Genomic DNA, 24,121 nt, shown 5'->3' with positions numbered 1-24,121 from the left:
GTCACTGCGGTCCGAGGACGTAGTCGCCGGTGCCGGGATGGTGGTACCAGCCACTGGCGGCGTGGGTGCCGCCGTCGACGTGCAGGGTCTGGCCCGTGATGTAGGACGACAGTTCAGAAGCCAGGAACACCGCCGCGCCCGCGAGGTCGTCGACGTGGCCGGGGCGGCCTGTGGGGACGATCTGGGCCAGCCGCTCGGCGTGGTCCTCAGTCGCGAGCGCCGCCAACCCCTCGGTCAGCGTGATGTCGGGGGCCAGCGCGTTGACCCTGATGCCGTGCGGCGCCAGTTCAAGGGCCGCGGTCTGGGTGTAGTTGATGACGCCGGCCTTGGCCGCCGCGTATGCCGCATACCCGGGGGCGGCGCGCACGCCCTCGATCGAGGTGACGTTGATGATGCTGCCGGGCAGGCCCGCGGCCACCATCTCGCGGGCCACGCGCTGCGTGCACAGCAGGACGTGCCGAAGGTTGCTGCGGTACAGGGCATCCCAGCCGTTGGCGGAAGTGTCCAGCAGCGGCGACCGGAACACGCCGCCGGCGTTGTTGACCAGGATTGACGGCGTGCCGAGTTCGGCCCGGGTGCGACTCAGCGCGTCATCGACGGCCGACTCGTCGCGGACGTCGACGGTGAGGCCCAGCGCTGACAGAGATTCGGCGGCCGCGCGGCAGCTTTCGGGTTCACGATCCCAGATCGCCACCTCGGCGCCAAATGCCCGCAGGCCTTCGGCGATCCCGCGTCCGATGCCCGCTCCGCCGCCGGTGACCACCGCCACTCGGCCGGTCAGTGACACCTGTCCGGGGTCGATCGCCATCAGTGCGTCCCTTCGGCGTCGACGGCGGCCAGGCAGAAGCGCACCAGGTGGTCGATCTCCTCGGGGGTCGGTGAGGTGATCGCCGCGGCGTGGCGCCGGAGGGTTCCGCTGACTGTGGTGAACAGCGCGTCCGCGTCGCGTTCGGGGTCGACAGAGCCGAGGCTGATCAATGGCTCCACCAACAGGTCGCGCATCGGGGCGGTGATCTGTCCGTCGGGGATCGAGGCGAACTGGCTCAGCACGGCGCGACTGCGTTCGGTGCGGCGCGGATCCCCGACCTGGCCGAGCGCGCCCACGATCCACGCCCGGATCTTGGCTGCCGCGTCGTCGTGGCGGGCCATCTCACGGGCCAGGTAGGCCGCGGTGATGCCGACACCGCGTTCCATCAGGGCCAGAAGCAGTTCGTCCTTGCCGGTGAAATACCGGTAGAACGCGGCATTGGACGTGCTCGCGGCCGCCACGATGTCGCTGACCTTGGGGGGAGCGGGGGCAGTGCGCTCGACGACCGCGAGCGCGGCGGTCAGAATCCGCTCGACCTCCTCGGTGGCCTCACGCTGACGTGCATCGAGGGCACGCTCAATCGCCGCGTCAATCCGAGACCTCACGAAGGGAAGGATAGGCGCCAGCGGTACCGGAATGTCGGGTGTCACGCCGGTCCTGGTTGACTGACGCCGAAGTGATGTCGGCCTCGTCGGATCCGCATAGGGAGTCAGCATGACCGAAGCCCCGATATCGATCAGTCCGCTCGCGGGTGTGCGGATTGTCGAGATCTCGAGTTTCGTCGCCGTGCCGTTGGCCGGGATGACGCTGGCCCAACTGGGCGCCGAGGTCATCCGGGTCGACCCGATCGGCGGCGCCGCCGACTATCGCCGCTGGCCCCTGACCGACGAGGGCACCAGCATCTACTGGGCCGGGCTCAACAAGGGCAAACAGTCGGTCGCGGTCGACATGCGCTCAACCGAAGGCCAGGAAGTCATCGCCCGCCTCATCGCCGAGGGCGGTCCCAAAGGCGGCATCCTCATCACCAACGTCGTGGGACGGGACTGGCATGGCTACGACGCACTGCTCGCCCGCCGACCCGACCTGATCCATCTCGAGGTGTCCGGTCGGGCCGACGGCGGCACCGGCGTGGACTACACCGTGAACGCGGGCGTCGGATTCCCCCTCGTGACGGGGCCCGCGACCGAGGCCGGTCCGGTCAACCATGTGCTGCCGGCCTGGGATGTCGCGTGCGGGCTGTACGCGGCACTGGGCATCGTCAGCGCCCTCCGCCACCGCGACACCACGGGGGCAGGCAGTCGGATCAGGCTGCCGTTGGAGGACGTCGCCCTGGCCACCGCGGGCAATCTGGGTTTCCTGACCGAACCCATGATCACCGGTTCGCAGCGGCAGCGCCTGGGCAACTCGCTCTACGGCCAGTACGGCGCGAACTTCACCAGCGCCGACAGAGTCTCCTTCATGCTGGTGGCCCTGACCCCGCGGCACTTCCGCGATCTGACCGAACTCACCGGCACCGCCAAAGCCGTTGCCGCGCTTGCCGAGGCGCTCGAGGCTGACTTCAACGACGAGGGGCAGCGCTACCGGCATCGCGAAGCGCTGACCGGGCTGTTCAGCGTGTGGTTCGCCGAGCACACCGGCGACGAGATCGCCGCGGGCCTGGCCGGCACGTCGATTCTGTGGGAGCGCTACCGCACCTTCACCGAAGCCAGTGCCGACCCGAAAGTCACGGCCAATCCACTGTTCTCGCTGCTGGATCAGCCCCGGGTCGGCCAGCACCTCGCGCCTGGCCTGCCGCTGATCGTCGACGGCGCCCACTCGCCTGCGGTGCCCGCACCGGCCCTCGGGGACCACACCGAGGCCGTGCTCACCGGACGTCTGGGGATGTCCGCCGCAGACGTCGCGACCCTCACTGAAACCGGAACTGTGGCAGGGCCATCCGTCGACGGGGCGCCATGAGCGCACTGCTGGAGATCCTCGCCCTGCGCGGTGGGGAACCCGACGTCTGGGCCGGCGTCGGCCATGGTCCGGCGGGCAAACGGGCCTACGGCGGCCAGTTCTTGGCCCAGTCGCTGGCCGCCGCGGCCCGCACCGTCGACGACGCCGAGGCGCTGCCCACGAGCCTGCACCTGACGTTCCTGCGCGGTGGTGATCCCACCGAGCCCACGGCCTACGAGGTCGAGCGCACGTACGACGGACGCACCGCCAAGACTCGGCGGGTGGTGGCTCGTCAGGCGGGCCGCATCATGACCACCGCGACGGTGTCCTTCTCGCGATCCATGGACGGGCCCGAGCACGGCCACGTCGATCCACTGCCGCAGGATCCCGAAGGTCTCGAGGCCAGCGGGCCCGCGGGTCCTGCGCCCGGACTGCCACTCGACGAACTCGACATCAGGATGTCGGACGCGGGCGAGGGGCAGGACTTCGTGCGCCGACTCTGGTGGCGCACAACGGTTCCGGTGCCTGACGATCCGCTCACACATGCGTGCCTTGCGCTGTTCGTCACCGACGTCTACATGATCGACCCGGCCCTTCGGGTTCACGGCCACACGATGCGTGACCGCACGCATCGAAGTGGCACGACCGACGCCTCCGTCTGGTTCCACCGGCCCCTCCGGGTCGAGCGGTGGAACCTGCTGGAGTCACGTTCCCCCGCCGGGGCCCGCGGACGCGGCGTCGTCACCGCGAGCCTGATCGGGGCCAACGGCGACGTGTGCGCGACCCTGGTTCAGGAAGGCGTCATCGCGGCGCGCGAAACGGCAAGTACACCAACTCCAACAAAGTAGAGAGGAACCGCTCATGCGCACCTTCACCTCCGCAGCGGAACTGCAGGCCGCCGAGGGCCAGGAACTGGGCACCAGTGACTGGCTGACCATCACCCAGGAGGCCGTCAACCAGTTCGCCGACGCCACCGGTGACCACCAGTGGATCCACGTCGATCCCGAGAAGGCCGCCAAGGGGCCCTTCGGCCAGACCATCGCCCACGGCTTCATGACGCTGTCGCTGGTGCCGGTCCTGATGCACCAGATCTTCTCCGTCGAGGGCATCAAGCTGGCGATCAACTACGGCCTGAACAAGGTTCGCTTCCCCTCGCCCGTGCCGGTCGGATCGAAGGTCCGCGCGACCGCCACGCTGCAGAAGGTCGAGGACCTCGGCAACGGCGCGCTGCAGTTGACCGTCGCGACCACGTTCGAGGTCGAGGGCAGCGACAAGCCGGCCTGCGTGGCCGAGAGCATCCTGCGCTACATGTTCTGATCGGGGATACGCCGGCGGGGAAGCGTGTCGAACGTCGCGGCGATGAGTTCGAGCAGAGCCTCGACGTCGTCCTTGTTGTAGCCGCGCTTCCCCAGCGCCGGCCTGCCGAACCGCACTTCGCGCACGTCGTCGGCATTGAGGTAACCCCTGTCCTCCAGGCGGTCCACGACCCTGTCGAGGAACTCGTCGACCTGGTCCTCGTTGTAGCCGCGCCGGAAGAGGGGCGGCGCGGAGAACACGGCCGTTCGGACGTCGCTGGCGGTCAGGGTCATGGTTTGAGCTTAGGGGCGGCTTCGGGGGTCAGGCTGCGGCAGATTCGTGCCTAGAGTGTGCGGAATTGCAGGGTTTTTTGCCGAAAAGCATGCAATTCCGCACAAAAGTGCCGACAGCGGCAGTCAGTAGGCGTCAATGGCCAGCGCGATCGCCAGCGCCAGCCCGGCCGCGCCGATCAGCAGGCGCAACGGCGTCGTGGGGGCATGACGCACCACGACGGGACCCAGCCGAGATCCCAGCAGACAGCCCGCGCCCAGTGCGGCCACGGCGCCCCACTGGACCGGCGCGACGGCCGCGAAGATCACCGCCGCGACGCCGTTGGACAGGCCCAGCAGGACGTTCTTCGATGCGTTGGCATGCGCCAGCGTGGCATGCCTCATCCGCAGGAACAGGGCCAACAGCAGCACCCCCGCCGCGGCGCCGAAATACCCGCCGTACACCGCGATGGCGAAGACCGCCACGCCCTCCAAGATCAGGACTGTCCGGCTGCGTCGACTGGTGTCGTCCGCGGCCGGTGGCTTGTGGGGCAACACGATCGCGAGTGACGCGCCGCCCAGCAGGATGGGCACGACCTTCTCGAAACCCTCTGCGGGAGTGGACAACAGCAGAAGCGCGCCGGCCGCCCCGCCGAGCAGCGTCAGCGGCGCGATGCGCAGCAGGAAGCGGCCCTGCCCCTTCAGTTCGGGCCGCGAGCCCAGAATCGAGCCGACACCGTTGAACACCAGCGCCACGGTGTTGGTCACATTGGCCGTCACGGGTGGCAGGCCCACGGCCAGCAGAGCGGGGTAGGTGGCCACCGAGGCCAGGCCTGCGATGCTGCCGGTCAGTCCGCCGGCGATGCCGGCGACGAACAGCAGCAGCCAATTCATGTTGTCGAGAAGCCTTCCACACCGCCCGCTGGGGCGCTGGCCGCGGTCTACAGCTCCGCGACGTCGAGTTCGAGGATCTCGGCCAACCGGGCCCGCGCCTCCTCGCGACGCGTGGGGATGTGCGCGGACGGGAACATCGTGTCGACAGGCTCGTACTCGCGCAGCGTGCGGCGCGCGAGCGTGAGTTTGTGCACTTCGGTGGGGCCGTCGGCGATCGCCAGGGACTCCGCGGCCACCATCATCCTCACGAACGGCATCTCGTTGGACACGCCCAGTGCACCGTGCAGGTGCATCGCGCGCTGGACGACGTCATGGAGCACCTGGGGCATCGCGACCTTCACCGCGGCGATGTCGCGGCGCACCAACTGATAGTCGTGATGCTTGTCGATCAACCACGCCGTGCGCAGCACCAGCAGCCGGAACTGCTCGATCTGCAGCCAACTGTCGGCGATCTTGTCCTGTGTCAGTTGAAAATTCGACAGCGGTCCCTGCCGCGTCTGCCGGGACACCGCGCGTTCGCACATCATGTCGAAGGCGCGGCGAGCCATCGCGATGGTGCGCATCGCGTGGTGGATGCGGCCGCCGCCGAGTCTGGTCTGCGCGATCGCGAACGCCTGCCCTTCGCCGCCCAGCACGTGGTCGAGCGGCACCCGGACGTCGGTGTAGCGCACATAGCCGTGAGTGCCGTGGTCGGCACTTTCAGTGCCCACCGCGACATTGCGGATGATCTCGATGCCAGGGGTCTCCGCGGGGACGATGAACAGCGACATCTTGTCGCGTGTGCGGGCGTCGGGGTTGGTGACGGCCATGACGATGAAGAAGCTGGCGTGCCGCGCGTTCGACGAGAACCACTTCTCGCCGTTGATCACCCAGGACTCCCCGTCCCGTTCGGCCCGGGTGACGAACAGGCCCGGATCGGACCCGCCCTGCGGTTCGGTCATCGAGTAACACGAGCTGATGTCGCCGGCCAGCAGGGGTTCCAGGTAGCGCTGCTTCTGCTCGTCGGTGCCGAACAGGGCCAGAATCTCGGCGTTGCCGGAATCGGGCGCCTGGCTGCCGAAGACCGTGGGCGCCCAGCGGGACCGCCCGATGATCTCGTTGAGCAGGGCCAGCTTGACCTGGCCGTAACCCTGCCCGCCGAGTTCGGGTTTGAGGTGCGCGGCCCACAGGCCCTGATCACGCACCTGCTGCTGCAGGGGCCGCAGCAGAGCCATGACGCGGGGGTTCTGTTTGTCGTACGGATCGAGCGGAAGCAGGTCCAGGGGTTCGACGTCGCGCCGCATGAACTCGTCGACCCAGTCGAGCTTGGTCTGATAGTCCGGGTCGGTCTCGAAGTCCCACATGGGTACCGTGTCTACCGCACACGACAGCCGTCAGGTAGACACTTAGGCATGAAGACTCACCTGAACTGCCCCTGCGGCGAATCGATCGTCGGCACCAATGAGGACGACCTGGTCGAGAAGACCCAGAAGCACCTCTCGGAGAACCACCCCGGGCACGAGTACTCGCGCGACGAAATCCTGTTCATCGCGTTCTGACCGCCCCCTTCTCGGCTAGCAGCGGGTCAGGGTGATGGACCGCCGCTCGGTCGAGGCGAGGAAGTCCCGCAGGATGCCGGCGACGCGCTCCGGGGCTTCGATGTGCGGATGGTGGCCGATACCCGGAATGACCTCGAGGCGACTTCCGGGCAGCGCGAGATGCGCGTCGCGGCCGTGCGCCACGGGGATCACCCCGTCCTCCTCACCCCACACCAGAAGCACCGGCATCGCGGCCGACCTGTTCAGTCGGGTCAACGCGGTAACCGGTTGATCCTTGACGTCGAGCACCGACCGCAGTGTGCGCATGAGCGCATACCGGGTGTCGGGGTCGGCGATGGCGCTGTAGGTGCTCCACATCTGCGCGGCACGCGGTGCGCGCACCCCGGCGGCGGTCAGCCAGTCCCGCACGGCGTTGCCCGCCGACACGACGGGTTTGGGCGTGACGGCCGGGATCAGATGCTCGGCGCCCGGTGTCGACAGCACGCGCAGCATCCAGCCGAGATCCTGTCCAAGGCCGCCGCTGCCGATCAGCACCACGCGATCGCAGCGGTCGCGATGCTGATGAGCGAACTGCATGGCGATGCCGCCAGCCAACGAATGACCCACGACGGTCACGCGCGGGATGTTGAGGGCGTCGAGGAGGTCTCGGACCCACACCGCGAGCGTGCTCAGCGAGCAGTCGCCGCGCGGCTTGTCCGAGTGGCCGTGCCCGAGCAGATCTGGGGCGATGACGCGGGCATGTTCGGCGAGGCCGGGAATCACTCCGAGCCAGTCGTCTGAGGCTCCGGCCATGCCGTGCAGCAGCAGCAGGGTTTCGGGGCCGTTGCCGGCACCGGAGTCCCGGTACGCGACACGCGAACCGTCGAGGTCGACGAAACCAGGACTGAAACCAAGATCATTCATGCCCACCGACGGTAACCGAGGGCGCTGTGCATTTGGTTACTGGCGGGTAACCAACGCCTGTTGGCGCGGTCGATACCGCCCCCTGGCCAGGCAAGATAACGATTTGGTCACTGTCGGATTGGATCGGGGAAAGCTGCCTCAGGGGAAGGTGACGACGAGCACCACGAATGCCGCGAGCAGCAGGATCCACGCGACGACGGGCACCAGGATGCCCTTGGGGCGTCGTGCAGTCACGAAGGACAGCAGAATCGCCAGCACCGCGACAATCGGTGCGCCGTAAATGATGATGGTGTAACCGATTTCGCCCGGCCCAAGCCGTGGACAGGCGCGGTCACTGCACCCGGCCGTGCCCAGAACCTGTACGTAGGCGAAGATTTCGATCGCGGCCGCGCCCAGGATCGTTGTCAGCGCCAGCGTCCAGTTCAGAACCGCGCTGCCCCCACGGGGGCGTTCGGTCACCGTGCCGGTCTGCTCAGTCACACTATCGCCTGCTCTCTTCTCTGTGACACAACAGAATTCGCTCAGTCCTCCGCGCGCTTCTCCGCACCGGTCTCGCCGGCGTCGAAGTCATCGTCTGATGACTTCCGGCCCACGTAGGTGTCGCCGTCTCGGCTGTCCCGGGCTCCGGCGACATGCGGATCGGCTGCTAAGTCCTCTTCGGTGGACTCCTCGGCGGACTCTTCGGCCTTCTCACTCCGGGGACCCGTCATGCTGCACCTCCTGCTGTGCCGCGTACCACGAAGTGGGGGAGGTCAAACCCGTTGCGCCGAGTCGGTCAGGTCGGGGATCGGGGTGGTGTCCAGATGGTCGAGCAGGTCCTGCGCATTGTCGAACACCGACTCGGCGCCGGCCTCGAGCAGTTCGTCGCGGCCGACACCGCCGCTTCGGACACCGATGCACCGCACACCCGCGCGCACGCAGGCCTGCATGTCCCACACCGCGTCGCCGATGAACACCGCGCGATCGGCCGTCGTACCGGCGCGCTCCAAGGCCACCGCGATGAGGTCGGGTTCGGGTTTGGCGGTGTCCACATCGGCGGACGATGTCATGGCCGCTACCACGTCATCGCAGTCGAGCACGTCGCGCAGGATCGCGAGTTCATCATCGGGTGCCGACGTCGCGAGCACCACCTGTATGCCGTCGTGGGCGATGTGATGCAGCAGCTCGCGAGCGCCTGGCAGCGGTCGCAGCAGACTGCTGGACTCGCGGTGGAAGAGGCTGTGATGCTCCTTGAGCCGGCTGCGGACGCTCTCCGAGGCGTCGCCGGCGAGGGTCTGAAGCAGCGTGTCGCCGTCCATGCCGATGCTGCGATGGATGCGCCACGCCTCGACGGGCACCTTCTCGGACTCGAAGGCCCGCAGCCACGCGTGAACGTGGACGTAGTTGGAGTCAACCAGGGTGCCGTCGATGTCGAAGAGCACCGCGGGCGGGCCCATTCGGTACTGACGATGCGTGGTCGGCGAGTTGGTGTTCAGGATGTGCTCCGATGTCAGTGCCGTCGGGAAGTGTGCCCGGAGCATTCCCGCGTTGCGCCGGGGCAAAACCGTGAGTCCTGACCGGCTACTGGGTAACCCGTTGAGTGACGAAAGGGGAAGCCATGCCGCGTGGACGCGGAATCTATCTCGACGAGGACGACCACGAGGACAAGAGCCGGGCCGCCGCCGACAAGTCAGCGACCGAGAACGAGGACAGCGCGGTCGACGAGAGCACCACTCCCCGCGGCGCCCAGGAACCGCCCGACTGACGACAGATCCGCTCGCCGCGGCGGTGCGTGGGGTGCCCGATTGACGGACAGATCCGCTCGCCGCGGCGGTGCGCCACGGCGACACGGCGGTGCGTGGGTTGCCCGACCGACGGTCAGGTCCGTTCGCCGCGCCGGTGCGCCGGCGCGCGTCCCGGCGGCTGGACCGGCGCCGGAAGCAGCGGAGTCCTGACGCGAACCGGCATCGTCGTGGGAGCGTCCGTCGTCAACTCGACGTCCTCGCCGGAATGCCGGATCGGCAATCGGCCGTGGGGGCCGTCGCGCAACGTGTACGTGGCGGTCTCGTGGCAGACGTCGACCGTGACGCGAAACCCGCGCCAGCGCAGCCGAAACGTCAGCCGCGAGATGCCTGAGGGCAGCTGGGGGTTCAGGGTCAGCACTTTCTCGTCGTCGCGCAGGCCGCCGAACCCACCCACGAGCGCGGTCCACGCGCCGGCCAGCGATGCCATGTGCAGGCCGTCGCGCGTGTTGTGGTGCAGGTCGCGCAGGTCGATCATGGCGGCCTCGACCGTGTAGGCATGTGCGAGTTCGAGATGTCCCACCTCAGCGCACAGCACGGCCTGCGTGCACGCCGACAACGACGAGTCACGGGTGGTGCGCCGCTCGTAGTAGTCGACATTGTGGGCCTTCTGCTCATCGGTGAAGTGATGCCCGAGCCAGTGCATCGCCAACACCAGGTCGGCCTGTTTGAGCACCTGCGACGGGTACAGCCGGACATAGGGCTGGTGCAGCAGCAGTGGATAGGCAGTGTCGGCCGTGAAGTCCCACTCACGCAGGTGGGTGAATCCCTCGCACTGCTCGTGCACCCGCAGTCCCTCGTCATAGGGGATGTGCACGGCGTCGGCCGCGTCGTGCCACGCCGCGGTCTCCTCGTGCGTCACCGAAAGGCGTTCTGCCAGTTCGGGATGACGATTACAGGCGGCTGCGGCGGCACGCAGGTTGTGTGCGGCCATCAGGTTGGTGAACACGTTGTCGTTCACCACGGCGGTGTACTCATCGGGTCCCGTCACGCCGTCGATGTGCCATCTGCCATGGCGGTCGTGGTGCCCCAGCGAATGCCACAGGCGGGCGGTCTCGACGAGCACCTCCACGCCGCACGCGGCCTCCAGTGACTGGTCGCCGGTCACGATCCGGTAGCGCTCGAAAGCCATGGCGATGTCGGCGTTCACGTGCCATGCCGCGGTACCTGCGGGCCAGTACGCGGAGCACTCCTGACCCCGGATGGTCCGCCAGGGGAACGTCGCCCCCTCCAGGGCGAGTTCGGCCGCACGGTCCCGGGCCAGGTCCAAAGTCGAAGCGCGCCAACGAAGGGCGTCGGCGGCGGCGCGGGGAGCGGTGTAGGTGAGGACCGGAAGAACATAGCCCTCGGTGTCCCAGAACGCGTGACCGTCGTAGCCCGTGCCGGTGAGGCCCTTGCCGGGGATCGCGCGCCGCTCCGCGCGGGCGCTGGCCTGCAGCACGTGGAACAGCCCGAACCGCACCGCCTGCTGACAGTGCGGGTCACCCTCGACCTCGACGTCGGCGCTGTCCCAGAAGTCGTCGAGGTAGGCGCGTTGCGCGCCGAGCAGACCTTCCCACCCCGTGTAGCGCGCACCCGTCAGTGCCCCGGCGACCTGATCGCGCAACGCGGGGCGAGAACGCAGGCCGGACCACCCGTAGGCCAGGAACTTGACGATGCGCAGTGTCTGACCGGGACGCAGGCCGCAGACCACGGTCGTGCGGGCCAGGTCGGCGCTGGTCTCGGTCGACACCTCGACCCGGCCTGGAACCTCGACGATGTGGTCCATGGCCGCGGCCATCGTCAGGTCACTTGCCCGAGTGCGGTGGATCAGCATCGCCTGCTGGTCCCCACCCTCGTGGGCGACCGCCTCAAGCGGAGCGCGCAACACCGCCGCGACCCTCGGGTCGGCCGACGGTTCCGGCTGGTCCTCGTTGGTCACCAACTCGGATTGCACTGTGACACGGGTGAACTGGTCCACGGCCTGCACGGTGTACTCGATCGCCGCAACGCTGCGGTGCGCGAGCGACACCAGGCGGGTGGACCGCACTTCGACCTGCTTGCCCGCCGGGGAGCACCACCGCGCGTGTCGCCTGAGCACCCCTGCCCGAAGATCCAGCGTCCGTTCGTGTTCGAGCAGATCGCCGTAGCGCACGTCGAACGGTTCGTCATCCACCAGCAGGCGCAGCACCTTCCCGTTGGTGACGTCGATGATCGACTGTCCCTCTTCGGGGTAGCTGTAGCCTGCCTCGGCGTAGGGCAGGGGTCGGACCTCGAAGAAAGAGTTCAGGTAGGTGCCGGGCAGCCCGTGCGGTTCCCCCTCGTCGAGATTGCCGCGCAGTCCGATGTGACCGTTGGACAGCGCGAACACCGATTCCGTCTGCGCGAGCACACTGAGGTGAAGTGCGGTTTCGCGGACACACCACGGCTCGATCGGGAACGACTCATCGGAGATCATCATGCCGCCAGGAGCTCGCCCAGGTCGGCGACCACGACATCGGCTCCGTTGTGCCGCAACGACTCCGGGTCGCCGATCCGGTCGACCCCCACCACTAGACCGAACTTCCCGGCCCGGCCGGCCTGGACTCCGGACAGCGCATCCTCGAAGACAGCGGCCTCGGCCGGTGCGACGTCCAGCAGTTGGGCGGCGCGGAGAAACGAGTCCGGGGCCGGTTTGCCGGCCAGCCCCTCGGTTCGGATCGTCACGCCGTCCACCCGGCAGTCGACGAACCGTGCGAGGCCGGTGATGTCGAGGACCTCGGCGGTGTTGGCGCTCGAGGACACCACGGCGACCGCCAGACCGGCCTCGGTGACGGCCTGCAGGTAGGGGACGGTGCCGGCGAACACGTCGACGCCGTCCTGCCGCAGACGCTGGTGGAACAGTCCGTTCTTGCGGTTCGCGAGGCCGTGCACTGTGTCCGCGTCGGGTCCGTCGTCAAGGGTGCCCTCCGGCAGGGTGATGCCCCGGCTGGCCAGGAAGCTGCGCACTCCGTCATCGCGGGTGCGGCCGTCGACGTACGCGCGGTAGTCCGCGTCGTTGAAGGGGCGCTGGTCTCCGCCGCGCGTGCGCAGGAAGTCGTCGAACATCGCCTTCCATGCCTTCCGGTGCACGCTCGCGGTATCGGTGAGCACGCCGTCGAGGTCGAACAGGCACGCCCGGATGGTGTCCGGCAGACCCAACACCTACGCCTCACTTCTGTCGTGTGACCGATTCGGACCCGTTGAAGGTGACCCGGTCATCAGGGCCTGTGCCGTAGAAGCTGTACGAACCGCTCGCCGAATCGGAGCTCAGCTGGATCGCGTGGACCGTCACCCATCGGTTGCCGACGGGATCCTCGATGACGTCACCCTCACGGATCTCGGTGGGCGCGACGTGCTCGACCGACGGGTCGGTGCTCATGGTCCGAGGCTACCCATCAGGCGCGACTCCGACACCTGAGGTGTGAACGGCGGTGGAGTGGGTAGGTGAGGGTCAGAGGAGGTGCACCATGTCCGAAAGCTTGCGCACCAAGAGAATCGCGATCCTGGCGACCAACGGGGTGGAGCGGCGTGAACTCGAGGAACCGCGGGCCGCGGTCAGCGATGCCGGCGCCGAAGTCGAACTGCTGTCGCTGGAGTTGGGCAGCATCGTTGCGCGCGACCATGATCTGGAGCCGGCCGGCGAGTTCTCCGTCGACCGCGAGGTCGGTGCCGCGACGGTCGATGAGTTCGACGGTCTGATCATCCCCGGAGGGACGGTCAACGCCGACAAACTGCGACTGGACGGGGCGGCGGTGTCGTTCGTGCGGGACTTCGTCCAGTCCGGGAAGCCCGTCGGCGTGATCTGCCACGGTCCGTGGACCCTGGTGGAGGCGGGGGTGGCCAGTGGACGAACGCTGACGTCGTATCCCAGTCTCCGCACCGACCTCCGCAACGCCGGCGCCACGGTGGTGGACGAGGAGGTCGTCGTCGACGGCAACCTGATCACGAGTCGTAACCCCGACGACCTGCCCGCGTTCTGCGCGGCCGTCGTCGACGCATTCGCGCGGGAGTGACCTGCCGTGGCTGACACCGCGGTCCTCGTGATCGACATGATGAACGCGTACCAACATCCCGATGCAGAACTGTTGATCCCCAACGTCGCTGACATCGTCACGCCGCTCGCGGAACTCGTGGCGCTGGCCCGCGACCGCGAGGACGTGGACCTGATCTACGTCAACGACAACTATGGGGACTTCGCCGCGCAGCCCAGCGATCTCGTGCGGGCCGCGCTCGACGGCGACCGTCCGGACCTGGTGCGGCCCGTGGTCCCGGATGACGGTGTGAGGTTTCTGACCAAGGTCAGGCACAGCGCGTTCTACGCGTCGCCGTTGGCGTACCTGTTGGGGCGGTTGGAGACCCAACGAGTGGTGTTGATCGGGCAGGTGACCGAGCAGTGCATCCTCTACAGTGCCCTGGACGCCTACGTGCGGCATCTCGACGTGGTCGTCCCGCGCGACGCCGTCGCCCACATCGACCCCGGCCTGGGGAAGGCCGCGCTTGAGATGATGGAACGCAACATGGGCGCCGAGATCTCCACGGCCGCCACCTGCCTGGGCTGAGCGCCGAGTTTGCCGCTGTCGATGCCGGGGTAACTGCAGTTTCGGGACGGGGTACGGACGACACGAAGGACTGCACATGAACAAGAGTTCGTGCCGCTGCGTGGGCGGTTTCGTCATCGCATCCATGGCTGCGGCGGGGGCTGTCGCCACGTTCGTCGCTCCCACCGCGGGGGCGGCACCGTGCTCCGTCTCGGAGGCCGCAGGCACCATCAGTTCGGTCTCCGGTGCGGCCAGTCAGTATCTGGTCGCGCATCCTGAGGCCGACCGCGTGCTCAGCGACGCGCGCTCTCAACCGGCCGATCAGGCGCGGGCGACCGTGCGAAACTACTTCACAGCCAACCCGGGACAGTATCTCGACCTCAAGGGCATCACCGCGCCTCTCGTGGACCTGCAGAACCGCTGCGGGACCGGCGGATTGCCGAGCTACCTGGTGGACGCCTTCAACGAGTTCCAGGCGGGCTGAGTCTGGTTGAGAAGTCGCGAGTGTGCTGAACTGGACGTGAATTCGCTGTTTCGCATCCAATTTCGCACACGCGGCGCGCTCAGTTGGGCAGGATGCGCGTGTGTCCACCGCAGTGCGCTTCGATGTCGATGACCTCGGCGTCGCGACGCTGACCCTCGACGGGCCGCAGCGGCTCAACGCCTTCAGTGCCGGCACGGCCGACGAACTGGGCACGGCGTTTCGCCGATGCGACGCCGACGACGACATCCGGGCCGTGGTGCTCACGGGCGCGGGCCGAGCCTTCTGCGCGGGCGCCGATCTGTCCGTCGAGGCCGACTCATTCGGCAAGCCTGGCGAGGACTTCTCGGCGTCACCCGTGCAGCCACCCGCGTGGCGGGTCCGCAAGCTCGTGGTGGCGGCCATCAACGGGCACGCCATGGGAGTCGGCTTCACGCTCGCGCTGCAGTGCGACATCCGACTTGTCTCTGACGACGCCAAGCTGGCGATCCCGCAGGTCAGGCGCGGCACCATCCCCGACTGCCAGGCGCACTACACCCTGCGGCACGCCGTCGGACTCGCCACGGCCGCCGATCTGCTGCTCACCGGCCGCACCCTCACGGGCGCCGAGGCCGCCGCACGGGGCATCGCGACCCGCGCGCTGCCCGCTGACCAGGTGCTTCCGGCTGCCCTTGAATTGGCGCGGGACGTCGCGCGCAACGCCAATCCCGCGTCTGTCGCGCTGAGCAAGCGCCTGCTGTGGTCGGACGCCGACCTCGACACCGTCGCGGACGAGGAGACCCGGGCCCACCACCTGCTGATGGGCGGACCAGACGCGGCCGAGGGGGCCGCGGCGTGGCGTGAGAAACGTGCCCCGATCTGGCGATCGCGGGCCAGTGAGATTGGAGAACCGGCTTGACCTCACAGCTGACCACAGACGACGTGCTGCGCGGAATGGACCTCAGCGGCCGTACCGCGGTGGTCACCGGGGCCTCCTCGGGTCTGGGTGTGGAGACCGCACGTGCGCTGACCGCCGCGGGCTGCCATGTCCTGGTCGCGGTGCGGGATGTGGCCAAGGCGCGTCGTGTGGTGAGCGCGGAGAACGACGTCGTCGCCGTGGATCTGGCGGACCTGGATTCGGTGCGGGCCGCCGCGCCGAGCATCGCGGAGAAACTGCCCCGCATCGACATTCTGGTCAACAACGCCGGTGTGATGGCGTCACCCCTGTTGCGCACCGCACAGGGGTTCGAAATGCAGTTGGGCACCAACCATCTCGGTCATTTCGTGTTCACGTCGTGGTTGACGCCGAACCTGGCTGAGGGTGCTCGTATCGTCAATCTCAGCAGTGACGGTCATCAGATCAGCGGGATGCTCTGGGACGACCCGAATTTCACCGACGAGTCGCGGTACGACAAGTGGCTGGCCTATGGGCAGAGCAAGTCCGCGAATGTGCTGTTCACCCTTGGGCTCCATAGTCGGCTCGCCGACCGGGGTGTTCAGGCGTTCGCGGTGCATCCCGGCGTGATCCCCACCGAACTGTCGCGTCATCTCGGGCCCTCCGACTTCTCGGGGCTGGGCAACCTCGAACTCACCGACGTCGCGCACGGCGCCGCGACCTCCGTCTGGGCGGCCACCGCCCCCGACCTCGCGGAGCACGGAGGGGCGTATCTGTCCGACTGTGCTGTGGGCCTGGCCGCGCCGCACGCCACCGACCCAGGCGATGTGGAACGCCTGTGGGAGTGGTCGCAGCGTCAGATCGCACCCTGGTCGCGGGCCGATGCAACTTCTAGACTCGGTTAGATGGACGGCGACTACGACGATGACGGTCCCGAGGGGACACTGAGCCCGAGCGAATCCCTCGACTCCGACGAGGTGCGCAACCACGACGGCGACACCGTCGTGGATCCGCCCGACCGCTGGATCGAGGCGCGTGAGGACCACACGCTGGACGAGAAGTTGGCTGCCGAGGAACCCGACTCCGTGCGGCGGTCCGAGGCCGAACCAGCCCGGCCGACGCGCAGGCACCGGGGGCAGGTCGACGGTGCTCCTGAGGATGGTGAGTCGTTCTACGACGTGGTCGGCGAGGACCCCGCGTACTGACGTCCCGTGGTGTCGCGCAGCGTGGCGCGGAACTGCATGACGCGATAGGGCCAGCCCCGGTCGGTGTGCCAGTGCGACACCACCAGACCCATGCCGCCGGGAACGCCGGGACGGGACCCGGGCAGCACGTACCCGCCGTACAATTGCGCGACACGGCAGTCGACGTGACTCTCCTCGTGCCAGCGGCAGCCCAGCACAGGTTTCTGCAGGGGCGCACGGTGCAGTGATGCCGTCGGTGCCGACAGGGTCCGGTATCCCAGCGCGTACTCGGAGGCCAGAAAGCCACCCAGCACCCACATTCGGGAGCCGAGTCTGCGGAACGAGAGTTCGCCCCACCGCTCGCCTTCGGGTGTCAGCACTGACGCGTGGGTGCCCCAACTCCACCGGTCGTCCGTCCGGTTCCAGGCCTGATACCGGCTGCCGTCGCCGATGTCGTCGGGTCGCACCCGGCGCAGGATGATGCCCTTGTTGCGCTGGAAGCCGGTGGACATCACGTACACCCAGCCGTCGTCGGGGTCGTAGTCCCAGGACCACAGCTGAGCGTGGCCGTCGTAGAGGTCGGCGGGGAACTTGGCGGCCTCGCCCATGTGCTCCCACGTCACGCCGTGGTCGGCCGAGGACCAGATCTCAGTCCAGATGACATGCGGGAAGCCACGATTGACGATGACGTGCAGGTAGAGCATGTCGTCCACCCGCAGCACGTCCGACGGCAGCACGGTGCTGATACCACCGCGGGCCCAGCGTGGGCCGCTGTCGTGGATGTAGTGCCGCAGTTGACGGGCGTAGTCCGGATCCGGTCCGCCGGCCTTCTCCCAGACGATCGACGTGCGGGCGTCTCCTGAACCGATCAGGATCACCGGTGAGCGCCAATCACCCCGGCCCACACCGTGTCCGGAGAACGTGTCGCCGAACACCGCGACGAGCTTGCCGTCGGCGGCGCGGACCACCGCGCCCAGGTCGGTGGCGGTCACGCCCCACCTGTCGGTGATCCCCGGCCCCGTGAGGTCGGCGATCTTGCCGTCCGCGGTGGACGACTGTGGCAGCGCGGCCTGTGCGAACGCATCCCGTCCGCGCAGGCGCGAGAACAGGCTCACGGGGTCAGGGTCACCTTGACGCAGTCCGCGGTGCGCGCCGCCACCGCGGCGTAACCGGCGGCGGCCTCGTCGAGGGACATCGAGTGGGTGAAGATCCCGCTGGTGTCGAGGCGGCCGGACTGGACCAGCGGGATCAGTTCGGGCCAGGTGCGCTGCACGGGCGCGGTGGTCATCCGCAGGGTGATGCTGCGGATCAGGCTCAGCGTCGCAGGGAACGGGAATGGATTGAGGTCGTGGACACCCACCACCGACACCGTGCCGCCCGCGCGGACCAGTGCCAGCGCATCGTTCATCGTGGTGTCGTTGCCGACGGCATCGATCACGGCCGCCGCGCCGCGCCCGCCCGTCGCCTCCAGCACCGTCTCAAGGGCCGGCGACGCCAGCGGTGTGGCGCCCGACCGCGCGGCGCGGTCACGTCGTCCCTCGACCGGGTCCACGGCGAACACCGCGCCCGCGCCCTGCGCGATGGCGCTGCGCACCGCGCACAGGCCCACTGCGCCCAGGCCCAGCACCACGACGGTGCCGCCCGGCGGAATGTCGGCGCGCTGTGCGGCGGCCCATCCAGTGGCCAGGTTGTCGGTCAGAAGCAGCGCCTCTTCGGTGTCGATGCCGTCGGGGATCCGCAGCAGTTGGAAGTCGGCGGCGGGCACGGCCAGCAGTTCGGACTGCGCGCCGCCCAGGCCACCCGAACCGAAGATCTGCGGTCCGGACACGCACGTGATCGGGTCGCGGGTCGCACATCCCACGCAGTGGCCGCAGCCGGCGACCGAGGACACCAGCACAAGGTCGCCGACTTCGACCGTGCGGACCTCTGGGCCCTTCTCGACGACGGTCCCGATGGCCTCGTGCCCGAGCGCGACGGGTTCGATCAGGGGGTAGTCGCCCTCGTAGAAATGCAGGTCAGAACCGCAGATCGCGGCAGCGGTGACCTGCACGACGGCCCCGTCCGGGCCGGGCAGACCCGGATCGGGGCGGGTGTCGACGCGGATCTGTCCGGGTGCGTCAATCACGACGGTGCGCATTCACATTCCTTGCTGGTCAGGAGAACACGAAGTCCTCTGGGTCGGGTCGGCGCGTCCATGTCCAGTAGTCGACGAGTCGCCAGGGACTCAGCGAATGGACCAGGCCGGCATCGTCTTTGTAGAAGCTGTGCTTGATGCTGGGCTGCGACCAGACCAGCGTCGCCAGTTCAGCCTGAGAGCGCGCATACCAGTCGTCGTAGCTCTCCTGACGCGGTTCCATCGCGCGGTGACCGGTCGCCAGCAGGTGGTCCAGGCAGCCCATGACGTAGCGGACCTCGCACTCGGAGTGAAAGATCAGGCTGCCGCCGCTGGCCAGGTTGGTGCCGGGGCCGTAGAGGCAGAAGAAGTTGGGGAAGCCGGGGATCGTGATTCCGAGGTGCGCGGCGGGGCGTCCGCCCCAGGCCTCGTGCAGTTCCACTCCGTCGCGGCCGTAGACCTTCACCGACGACAGCATGTCGTTGACGCGGAAACCGGTCGCATACACCAGGATCTCGGCGGGGTGTGCGATGCCGTCGCCGGTGACGACGGCATCGGGTTCGATGTGGTCGATGGGCGTGCGCACCAACTCGACGTTGTCGCGGGTGAGGGTGCGCAACCAGCTGCCGTTGTCCTGCAGCGTGCGTTTGCCGGTCGCGGGGTAGTCGGGGATGACCTTGTCCAGCAGATCGGTGTCGTCCCCGACCTGACTTCTGATCCACTCGGTGAACATCATCCGGGCCAGGTCGTTGGCCGCGCTGACGGCGCGTTGCTGATCGGGCCAGTCGGGGTCGACCTTGGCCGCGGCCAGTCCGGTGTCACACCCGGGCCAGAAGATCAGGAAGCGGTACCACCGGCCGTAGAACGGCAGGTGTCGCAGTGCCCACCGCACACCGGGACCGACGGCGGCGTGGTAGTTCGGATTGGGGAACATCCACTGCGCGGTGCGCTGAAAAATGGTGAGGCTCTTGACGGTGTCGGCGATCGCGGGCGCAACCTGGAATCCGGTCGCGCCCGCGCCGATCAGTGCGACGCGCCGGCCGGTCAGGTCGACGTCGTGCTGCCAGCGGGCCGTGTGGAAGGCGGGGCCGGAAAACCGCTCGGCGCCCGGGAATTCGGGCACATGCGGAGCGTTGAGTTGGCCCACGGCGCTGATCACCGCCCGGGCGTGCAGCGTCGTCTGGGTTCCGTCGGCGGTGGACGTGAGCACTGACCAGGTGCCCGCGGCCTCGTCCCACGTGGCGCTGTGCACCGTGGTGTTGAACCGGACGTGCTCGGTGATGCGGTGGCGTTCCATCACGCCCTGGAAATAGGACTGCAGTTCCGGCTGCTGGGCGAAGAACTCGGTCCAGTGGTCGTCGGGTTCGAAGCTGTAGCAGTAGAAGTGGTTGCCGACGTCCACGCGGGCGCCGGGATAGGTGTTCTCCCACCATGTTCCGCCGACACCGGCATTCTTCTCGATCACGGTGAACGGGATGCCCGCCTCGCGCAGTCGGATCGCGGCCAGCAGGCCCGACTGGCCGCAGCCGACGATCACCACTGGGAAGTCGGCGCGTGACTGGGCGTCCGACTCGAAGCCCGTCGCGCGGGCGTCACGGCCGTCGAGTTCCATCTCCTCGACCATCATCGGGACGTACTCGTCGGGGACCTCAGTGCAGACCAGCCACTCCATCATGCGTTTGAGCAGTGCCGGATCGACCGGGCCGGGCTCAGGGCAGCCGCGGTCGCGGTAGTCGCGGATGATGTCGAGCGCCAGCGCGCGTGCGGCGGCCTTGTCCTCCTCGGACATGTAGCCCTGCACCTCGTTGAGGAACAATCCGGCTGGGCGCAGGGGCCCGTCGAGCAGGCTGGGATCGCCACTCATGTGCACGCACGACAGCAGCAGCGTCGGTATCGACACGTCCTCCAGCGCGGCCGCGATCTCCGCGTCGGAGGTGTCGAACGGGACGCCGGCGTGCGGGTTACGCATCAGCCGAGGCTAGTGGACTTCGCAACATCTGTGAACAGACTCGCGGAAGTGTCTACTCGGGGGGCTGGTCAGGCCAGATCAACCCACACCACCGCAACGGCCGCGAACACCGTGAACGCCGCGAGCAGGGCCTTGTCGAGGACCGGCAGTGCGGGGTTGACGTCCCCCTTCTCGGCCAGCCTGCGCTCGCGCGCGATCAGGAACAGCGGGAACGTCACGCTGATCGCGATGAGCATGCCGCCGACGATGTACAGCCACACCAGGCCGATGTTGTGCTTGCGGGCTTCGATCACCATGAAGATGGCCGCGGCCAGGAACAGCAGCACGATGTCGACCGTGATCGACTGCGTGGCCTCGTTGGCCCGGGTGTCGCCGAAGAAGTTCGCGAGGAACCTCAGCGGATTCGCCTCCAGATAGGCGATGTTCTGGGTCCAGGTCGCGACCAGCGCGGCCAGGGCGATCACGGCGTAGAGCGTGCACAGCAGCTTGCGGGATGTGGACATGACTCACAGGTTGCGTCGAATGTGCAGGATTTCGGTGCAGAACGGCGAGAATCCCCAACAACCCGCACATTCGACGCGGGGGAGAGGCATGCCTGCCGGGGCGGGCGGCAGTGCGGGCGTACCGGTCGGATCCGTGGGCGGGCCCGGCCGGGTGGCAGCGCCAGATCAAGCCGCCTGCAGCACCACCAATGCGCGACCCTCGACCGACACCGTGGCACCGGCGGCGATCGCCTCGTCGCCCGACGCGTTCTCCGCGGTGTCGATCACCACGGTCCACTGCGCGCCGAACTCCTTGGGCGGCAGCGTGAAGTCGATGGGCTCATGGTGGGCGTTGAAGCACAGCACGAACGAGTCGTCGACCACGCGGTGGCCGCGCGGGTCCAGATCCGGAATGCCCTGCCCGTTGAGATAGACGGCTACGGACTTGCCGAAGCCCGAATCCCAGTCCTCGTCGTCCATCTCCGAACCGTCCGGCCGGAACCACGAGATGTCGGGCTGGCCCTTGGCGCCGCGCCGGCGCACCGGGCGGCCCGTGAAGAATCTGCGGCGGCGGAACACCGGGTGCTCGGCGCGCAGGTTTGCGACCTTGGCCGCGAACGCGAGCAGATCCTTGTCGAGTTCGGACCAGTCCACCCAGGTCAGCGCATTGTCCTGGCAGTACCCGTTGTTGTTGCCGTCCTGGGTTCGGCCGAGTTCGTCGCCGTGACTGATCATCGGCACACCCTGTGACAACAACAGCGTGGTCAGGAAGTTGCGCTGCTGACGGGCCCGCAGTTCGAGGATGTCCTTGTCGTCGGTCGGGCCCTCCGCGCCGCAGTTCCACGACCGGTTGTGGGACTCGCCGTCGTTGTTGTCCTCGCCGTTGGCGTCGTTGTGCTTCTCGTTGTAGGACACCAGGTCCCGCAGTGTGAACCCGTCATGGGCCGTGACGAAGTTGATCGACGCGACGGGGCGGCGCGCGGTGTGCTCGTAGAGGTCCGCCGAACCGGTGAGGCGAGAGGCGAACTCGCCCAGGCTGGCCGCCTCGCCACGCCAGAAGTCGCGAACCGTGTCGCGGTACTTGCCGTTCCACTCCGTCCACTGCGGCGGGAAGTTGCCCACCTGGTACCCGCCCGGGCCGACGTCCCACGGTTCGGCGATGAGCTTCACCTGGCTGACCGTCGGATCCTGCTGCACCAGTTCGAAGAACGTGCTCAGACGGTCGACGTCGTAGAACTCACGGGCCAGCGTGGAGGCGAGGTCGAACCGGAACCCGTCGACGTGCATCTCGGTGACCCAGTATCGCAGTGAGTCCATGATCAACTGCAGCGAGTGCGGATGACCCACGTTGAGGCTGTTGCCCGTGCCTGTGTAGTCCATGTAATAGCGCTTGTCGTCGTCGACCAGGCGGTAGTACGCCGCGTTGTCGATACCCCGCATCGACAGCGTGGGGCCAAGGTGGTTGCCCTCGGCGGTGTGGTTGTAGACCACGTCGAGGATCACCTCGATGCCGGCCTCGTGCAATGCGCGGACCATGGCCTTGAACTCCTGCACCTGACCGCCGGGAGTGCCACTCGAGGAGTACTTGGCGTCGGGAGCGAAGAAGCCGATCGTGTTGTAGCCCCAGTAGTTCGACAGGCCCTTGTCGATCAGCGTCGAGTCGTTGGCGAAGTGGTGCACCGGCATCAGTTCGATCGCGGTCACGCCGAGTGCCGTGAGGTGGTCGATGATCGCCGGATGCGCGATGGCCGCGTACGTGCCGCGGGTCGGCTCGGGAATGTCGGGATGCGTCTCGGTCAGGCCCTTGACGTGCGCCTCGTAGATGACGGAGTCGGCGTACTCGCGTTGCGGAGGACGATCATTGCCCCAGTGGAAATACGGATTGATCACCACGGACTTCGGCATGCTCGCCGCCGAGTCGTCGTCGTTGCGGCTGTCGGGATCCCCGAAGTCGTAGCCGAACAGCGACTGATTCCAATCGAACGTGCCGTCGATGGCCTTCGAATACGGGTCGAGCAGCAGCTTGTTCGGATTGCAGCGGTGCCCCTCGCCGGGATCGTAGGGGCCGTGTACGCGATAGCCGAAGCGCTGGCCCGGTTCGATGCCCGGCAGAAATCCGTGCCAGACGAATCCGTCGACCTCCGGAAGCACCACCCGCGTCTCGCCGCCGTCGGCGTCGAAGAGGCACAGTTCGACGCGCTCGGCGACCTCGCTGAACACCGCGAAGTTGGTCCCCGAACCGTCGTACGTCGCACCGAGAGGATAGGCCTTACCAGGCCATATCTCGGTGATTGTCGAGGAGGCTGCTGTCGTCGACTTGTCCAACCGGGCTCACCCACTTCCAGAGACCTTCGCACGGCGCGTTCGCCACGGTGGCGACTCGGCGACGTTGCCGCGCGCCACCGGAACGTGCCCATTTTTGACCTCCGGGAAACCTCGGGGCCTCGCTATGCGTCACCGACTGCGCTAGCCTGGGTATCAGGTTGAGTGCAACAGCCGATCGGAAGCGTCAGCTGCATCGAAACGGCTAGCGGGGTGTTAATTGCCTGCCCCTGGCGAATCCACAGGACGAATTTTCATCGACTGATGGGGCCATCATGACTGTCAACCCACCCGCGGAAAGAGCGGACCCAATCGAATGCCGCACCGCGCGACTGTTCACGCGGACCTACGAGACCGACGCCGTCACGGTGTCGGCGACGGGCGAGATCGACGCGGCGAACGTGGTCGCATTCGAACAGTGCATTCGCCGCGCCGAGCGGCCGAACAAGCGCCTGGTCATCGACTTGGGCGAACTGAAATTCCTTGGAGTTCAAGCCGGTTCGGCATTGGCCGCACTGTATGACGATCTCGAACTTCGCCACACGGAATGTGGTGTGGTCACCAGCGCGGCAGTGTGGCGGACCCTGCGTCTGTGCGATCCAGCGGGCGTGATCCGCACCGCCGGATCGGTGGACGCGGCCCTGCAGGTCCTTCGTCGGGAGACGACTCCCGTAGCGTCGTGACCGCGCGTCGGCCCGCGTGGCCATCGCCGGCGCGGCGCCAATTGTCGCCTG

The 24,121-nt window shown here is 67.8% G+C and carries 29 protein-coding genes; 12 read left to right on the top strand and 17 right to left on the bottom strand.

The window, feature by feature from the left end:
• Nucleotide 1: 1 nt before the first annotated feature.
• Nucleotides 2-808, bottom strand: coding sequence for an SDR family NAD(P)-dependent oxidoreductase (locus G6N34_RS23175; RefSeq protein WP_085151421.1), 807 nt, complete (start codon nucleotides 806-808; stop codon nucleotides 2-4).
• A complete protein-coding gene (locus G6N34_RS23170) occupies nucleotides 808-1,425 on the bottom strand; it encodes a TetR/AcrR family transcriptional regulator (RefSeq protein WP_407663281.1) in 618 nt (205 codons plus the stop codon). Before G6N34_RS23170 ends, G6N34_RS23175 begins: the two co-directional genes overlap by 1 nt.
• A 97-nt stretch (nucleotides 1,426-1,522) precedes the next feature.
• Between G6N34_RS23170 and G6N34_RS23165 the strand changes: the two genes are divergently transcribed.
• From G6N34_RS23165 to G6N34_RS23155, 3 genes are read left to right on the top strand one after another with little or no spacing between them, the layout of a single operon-like run.
• Entirely contained in the window at nucleotides 1,523-2,764 is a 1,242-nt protein-coding gene (locus G6N34_RS23165; protein WP_085151419.1) for a CoA transferase, read from the top strand.
• Entirely contained in the window at nucleotides 2,761-3,591 is an 831-nt protein-coding gene (locus G6N34_RS23160) for an acyl-CoA thioesterase (RefSeq protein WP_085151418.1), read from the top strand. The genes G6N34_RS23165 and G6N34_RS23160 overlap by 4 nt, the downstream gene beginning before the upstream one ends.
• A gap of 13 nt (nucleotides 3,592-3,604) precedes the next feature.
• Nucleotides 3,605-4,060 carry a MaoC family dehydratase gene (locus tag G6N34_RS23155; protein WP_085151417.1) on the top strand — a complete coding sequence of 152 codons (456 nt, stop codon included), beginning with the start codon at nucleotides 3,605-3,607 and terminating at the stop codon, nucleotides 4,058-4,060.
• Here the strand turns inward: G6N34_RS23155 and G6N34_RS23150 are convergent.
• The 3 genes from G6N34_RS23150 to G6N34_RS23140 all read right to left on the bottom strand — a co-directional run bounded on the left by G6N34_RS23150 (nucleotide 4,048) and on the right by G6N34_RS23140 (nucleotide 6,545).
• Nucleotides 4,048-4,332: a DivIVA domain-containing protein gene (locus G6N34_RS23150; RefSeq protein ID WP_085151416.1), complete on the bottom strand. Its 285-nt coding sequence runs from the start codon at nucleotides 4,330-4,332 to the stop codon at nucleotides 4,048-4,050. The genes G6N34_RS23155 and G6N34_RS23150 overlap by 13 nt on opposite strands.
• A gap of 123 nt (nucleotides 4,333-4,455) precedes the next feature.
• Nucleotides 4,456-5,202 (bottom strand): sulfite exporter TauE/SafE family protein, encoded by a 747-nt coding sequence (locus G6N34_RS23145; protein ID WP_179965794.1) that lies wholly within the window; start codon nucleotides 5,200-5,202, stop codon nucleotides 4,456-4,458.
• Between the two features lie 47 nt (nucleotides 5,203-5,249).
• On the bottom strand, nucleotides 5,250-6,545 hold the full coding sequence (locus G6N34_RS23140) for an acyl-CoA dehydrogenase family protein (RefSeq protein ID WP_085151415.1): 1,296 nt from the start codon (nucleotides 6,543-6,545) through the stop codon (nucleotides 5,250-5,252).
• A gap of 48 nt (nucleotides 6,546-6,593) precedes the next feature.
• Here G6N34_RS23140 and G6N34_RS23135 point away from each other — a divergent pair, with 48 nt between their 5' ends.
• Nucleotides 6,594-6,740 carry a DUF1059 domain-containing protein gene (locus G6N34_RS23135; protein WP_085151414.1) on the top strand — a complete coding sequence of 49 codons (147 nt, stop codon included), beginning with the start codon at nucleotides 6,594-6,596 and terminating at the stop codon, nucleotides 6,738-6,740.
• A gap of 15 nt (nucleotides 6,741-6,755) precedes the next feature.
• Here G6N34_RS23135 and G6N34_RS23130 read toward each other — a convergent pair whose 3' ends face one another.
• The 4 genes from G6N34_RS23130 to G6N34_RS23115 form a co-directional block, all read right to left on the bottom strand.
• The gene (locus tag G6N34_RS23130; RefSeq protein WP_085151413.1) at nucleotides 6,756-7,643 is read right to left on the bottom strand and encodes an alpha/beta fold hydrolase; all 888 of its coding nucleotides are present in this window, start codon (nucleotides 7,641-7,643) and stop codon (nucleotides 6,756-6,758) included.
• 138 nt (nucleotides 7,644-7,781) lie between these two features.
• Entirely contained in the window at nucleotides 7,782-8,123 is a 342-nt protein-coding gene (locus tag G6N34_RS23125) for a hypothetical protein (protein ID WP_085151412.1), read from the bottom strand.
• A 41-nt stretch (nucleotides 8,124-8,164) separates the two neighbouring features.
• Nucleotides 8,165-8,353, bottom strand: coding sequence for a hypothetical protein (locus G6N34_RS23120; protein WP_085151411.1), 189 nt, complete (start codon nucleotides 8,351-8,353; stop codon nucleotides 8,165-8,167).
• Between the two features lie 42 nt (nucleotides 8,354-8,395).
• Nucleotides 8,396-9,079, bottom strand: coding sequence for an HAD family hydrolase (locus G6N34_RS23115; protein ID WP_085151455.1), 684 nt, complete (start codon nucleotides 9,077-9,079; stop codon nucleotides 8,396-8,398).
• A 161-nt stretch (nucleotides 9,080-9,240) separates the two neighbouring features.
• Between G6N34_RS23115 and G6N34_RS23110 the strand changes: the two genes are divergently transcribed.
• On the top strand, nucleotides 9,241-9,387 hold the full coding sequence (locus G6N34_RS23110; protein ID WP_163645478.1) for a hypothetical protein: 147 nt from the start codon (nucleotides 9,241-9,243) through the stop codon (nucleotides 9,385-9,387).
• Between the two features lie 113 nt (nucleotides 9,388-9,500).
• Here the strand turns inward: G6N34_RS23110 and G6N34_RS23105 are convergent, their stop codons facing one another.
• Genes G6N34_RS23105 through G6N34_RS23095 form a run of 3 tightly spaced genes read right to left on the bottom strand, consistent with a single transcriptional unit; the run spans nucleotide 9,501 to nucleotide 12,803 of the window.
• Entirely contained in the window at nucleotides 9,501-11,861 is a 2,361-nt protein-coding gene (locus G6N34_RS23105) for a glycoside hydrolase family 65 protein (RefSeq protein WP_085151454.1), read from the bottom strand.
• On the bottom strand, nucleotides 11,861-12,586 hold the full coding sequence (locus tag G6N34_RS23100; protein WP_085151410.1) for a beta-phosphoglucomutase family hydrolase: 726 nt from the start codon (nucleotides 12,584-12,586) through the stop codon (nucleotides 11,861-11,863). The genes G6N34_RS23105 and G6N34_RS23100 overlap by 1 nt, the downstream gene beginning before the upstream one ends.
• 7 nt (nucleotides 12,587-12,593) lie before the next feature.
• The gene (locus G6N34_RS23095; protein WP_085151409.1) at nucleotides 12,594-12,803 is read right to left on the bottom strand and encodes a hypothetical protein; all 210 of its coding nucleotides are present in this window, start codon (nucleotides 12,801-12,803) and stop codon (nucleotides 12,594-12,596) included.
• 88 nt (nucleotides 12,804-12,891) lie between these two features.
• On the opposite strand from G6N34_RS23095, the gene G6N34_RS23090 reads away from it, so the two are divergent.
• The 6 genes from G6N34_RS23090 to G6N34_RS23065 all read left to right on the top strand — a co-directional run bounded on the left by G6N34_RS23090 (nucleotide 12,892) and on the right by G6N34_RS23065 (nucleotide 16,522).
• Nucleotides 12,892-13,437 carry a type 1 glutamine amidotransferase domain-containing protein gene (locus G6N34_RS23090; RefSeq protein ID WP_085151408.1) on the top strand — a complete coding sequence of 182 codons (546 nt, stop codon included), beginning with the start codon at nucleotides 12,892-12,894 and terminating at the stop codon, nucleotides 13,435-13,437.
• A 6-nt stretch (nucleotides 13,438-13,443) separates the two neighbouring features.
• Entirely contained in the window at nucleotides 13,444-13,983 is a 540-nt protein-coding gene (locus G6N34_RS23085; RefSeq protein ID WP_085151407.1) for a cysteine hydrolase family protein, read from the top strand.
• A 76-nt stretch (nucleotides 13,984-14,059) separates the two neighbouring features.
• The gene (locus G6N34_RS23080) at nucleotides 14,060-14,446 is read left to right on the top strand and encodes a heme-binding protein (RefSeq protein WP_085151406.1); all 387 of its coding nucleotides are present in this window, start codon (nucleotides 14,060-14,062) and stop codon (nucleotides 14,444-14,446) included.
• A 100-nt stretch (nucleotides 14,447-14,546) separates the two neighbouring features.
• Complete coding sequence (locus G6N34_RS23075) at nucleotides 14,547-15,341, top strand: enoyl-CoA hydratase/isomerase family protein (RefSeq protein WP_085151405.1); 795 nt, start codon at nucleotides 14,547-14,549, stop codon at nucleotides 15,339-15,341.
• A complete protein-coding gene (locus tag G6N34_RS23070) occupies nucleotides 15,338-16,222 on the top strand; it encodes an SDR family NAD(P)-dependent oxidoreductase (RefSeq protein WP_109788441.1) in 885 nt (294 codons plus the stop codon). The genes G6N34_RS23075 and G6N34_RS23070 overlap by 4 nt, the downstream gene beginning before the upstream one ends.
• Entirely contained in the window at nucleotides 16,223-16,522 is a 300-nt protein-coding gene (locus G6N34_RS23065) for a hypothetical protein (protein ID WP_085151404.1), read from the top strand.
• Here G6N34_RS23065 and G6N34_RS23060 read toward each other — a convergent pair.
• The 5 genes from G6N34_RS23060 to glgX form a co-directional block, all read right to left on the bottom strand.
• The gene (locus tag G6N34_RS23060) at nucleotides 16,489-17,565 is read right to left on the bottom strand and encodes a glycoside hydrolase family 183 protein (protein WP_085151452.1); all 1,077 of its coding nucleotides are present in this window, start codon (nucleotides 17,563-17,565) and stop codon (nucleotides 16,489-16,491) included. The two genes, G6N34_RS23065 and G6N34_RS23060, sit on opposite strands and share 34 nt — an antisense overlap.
• A gap of 47 nt (nucleotides 17,566-17,612) precedes the next feature.
• A complete protein-coding gene (locus G6N34_RS23055; RefSeq protein ID WP_085151403.1) occupies nucleotides 17,613-18,638 on the bottom strand; it encodes a zinc-binding dehydrogenase in 1,026 nt (341 codons plus the stop codon).
• Between the two features lie 16 nt (nucleotides 18,639-18,654).
• Nucleotides 18,655-20,583: a flavin-containing monooxygenase gene (locus G6N34_RS23050; protein WP_085151402.1), complete on the bottom strand. Its 1,929-nt coding sequence runs from the start codon at nucleotides 20,581-20,583 to the stop codon at nucleotides 18,655-18,657.
• Between the two features lie 68 nt (nucleotides 20,584-20,651).
• Nucleotides 20,652-21,086 carry a DUF2834 domain-containing protein gene (locus G6N34_RS23045; RefSeq protein ID WP_085151401.1) on the bottom strand — a complete coding sequence of 145 codons (435 nt, stop codon included), beginning with the start codon at nucleotides 21,084-21,086 and terminating at the stop codon, nucleotides 20,652-20,654.
• 165 nt (nucleotides 21,087-21,251) lie between these two features.
• Nucleotides 21,252-23,390, bottom strand: a complete 2,139-nt coding sequence (gene glgX / locus G6N34_RS23040; RefSeq protein WP_085151400.1) for a glycogen debranching protein GlgX — start codon at nucleotides 23,388-23,390, stop codon at nucleotides 21,252-21,254.
• 272 nt (nucleotides 23,391-23,662) lie between these two features.
• On the opposite strand from glgX, the gene G6N34_RS23035 reads away from it, so the two are divergent.
• Nucleotides 23,663-24,070, top strand: coding sequence for an STAS domain-containing protein (locus G6N34_RS23035; RefSeq protein WP_085151399.1), 408 nt, complete (start codon nucleotides 23,663-23,665; stop codon nucleotides 24,068-24,070).
• Nucleotides 24,071-24,121 lie beyond the last annotated feature (51 nt).

The organism is Mycolicibacterium confluentis (assembly GCF_010729895.1).
GTDB classification, from domain to species: domain Bacteria; phylum Actinomycetota; class Actinomycetes; order Mycobacteriales; family Mycobacteriaceae; genus Mycobacterium; species Mycobacterium confluentis.
The sequence above is the reverse complement of the archived record's forward strand: the minus strand, read 5'-3'. Positions and strand labels throughout refer to the sequence as shown.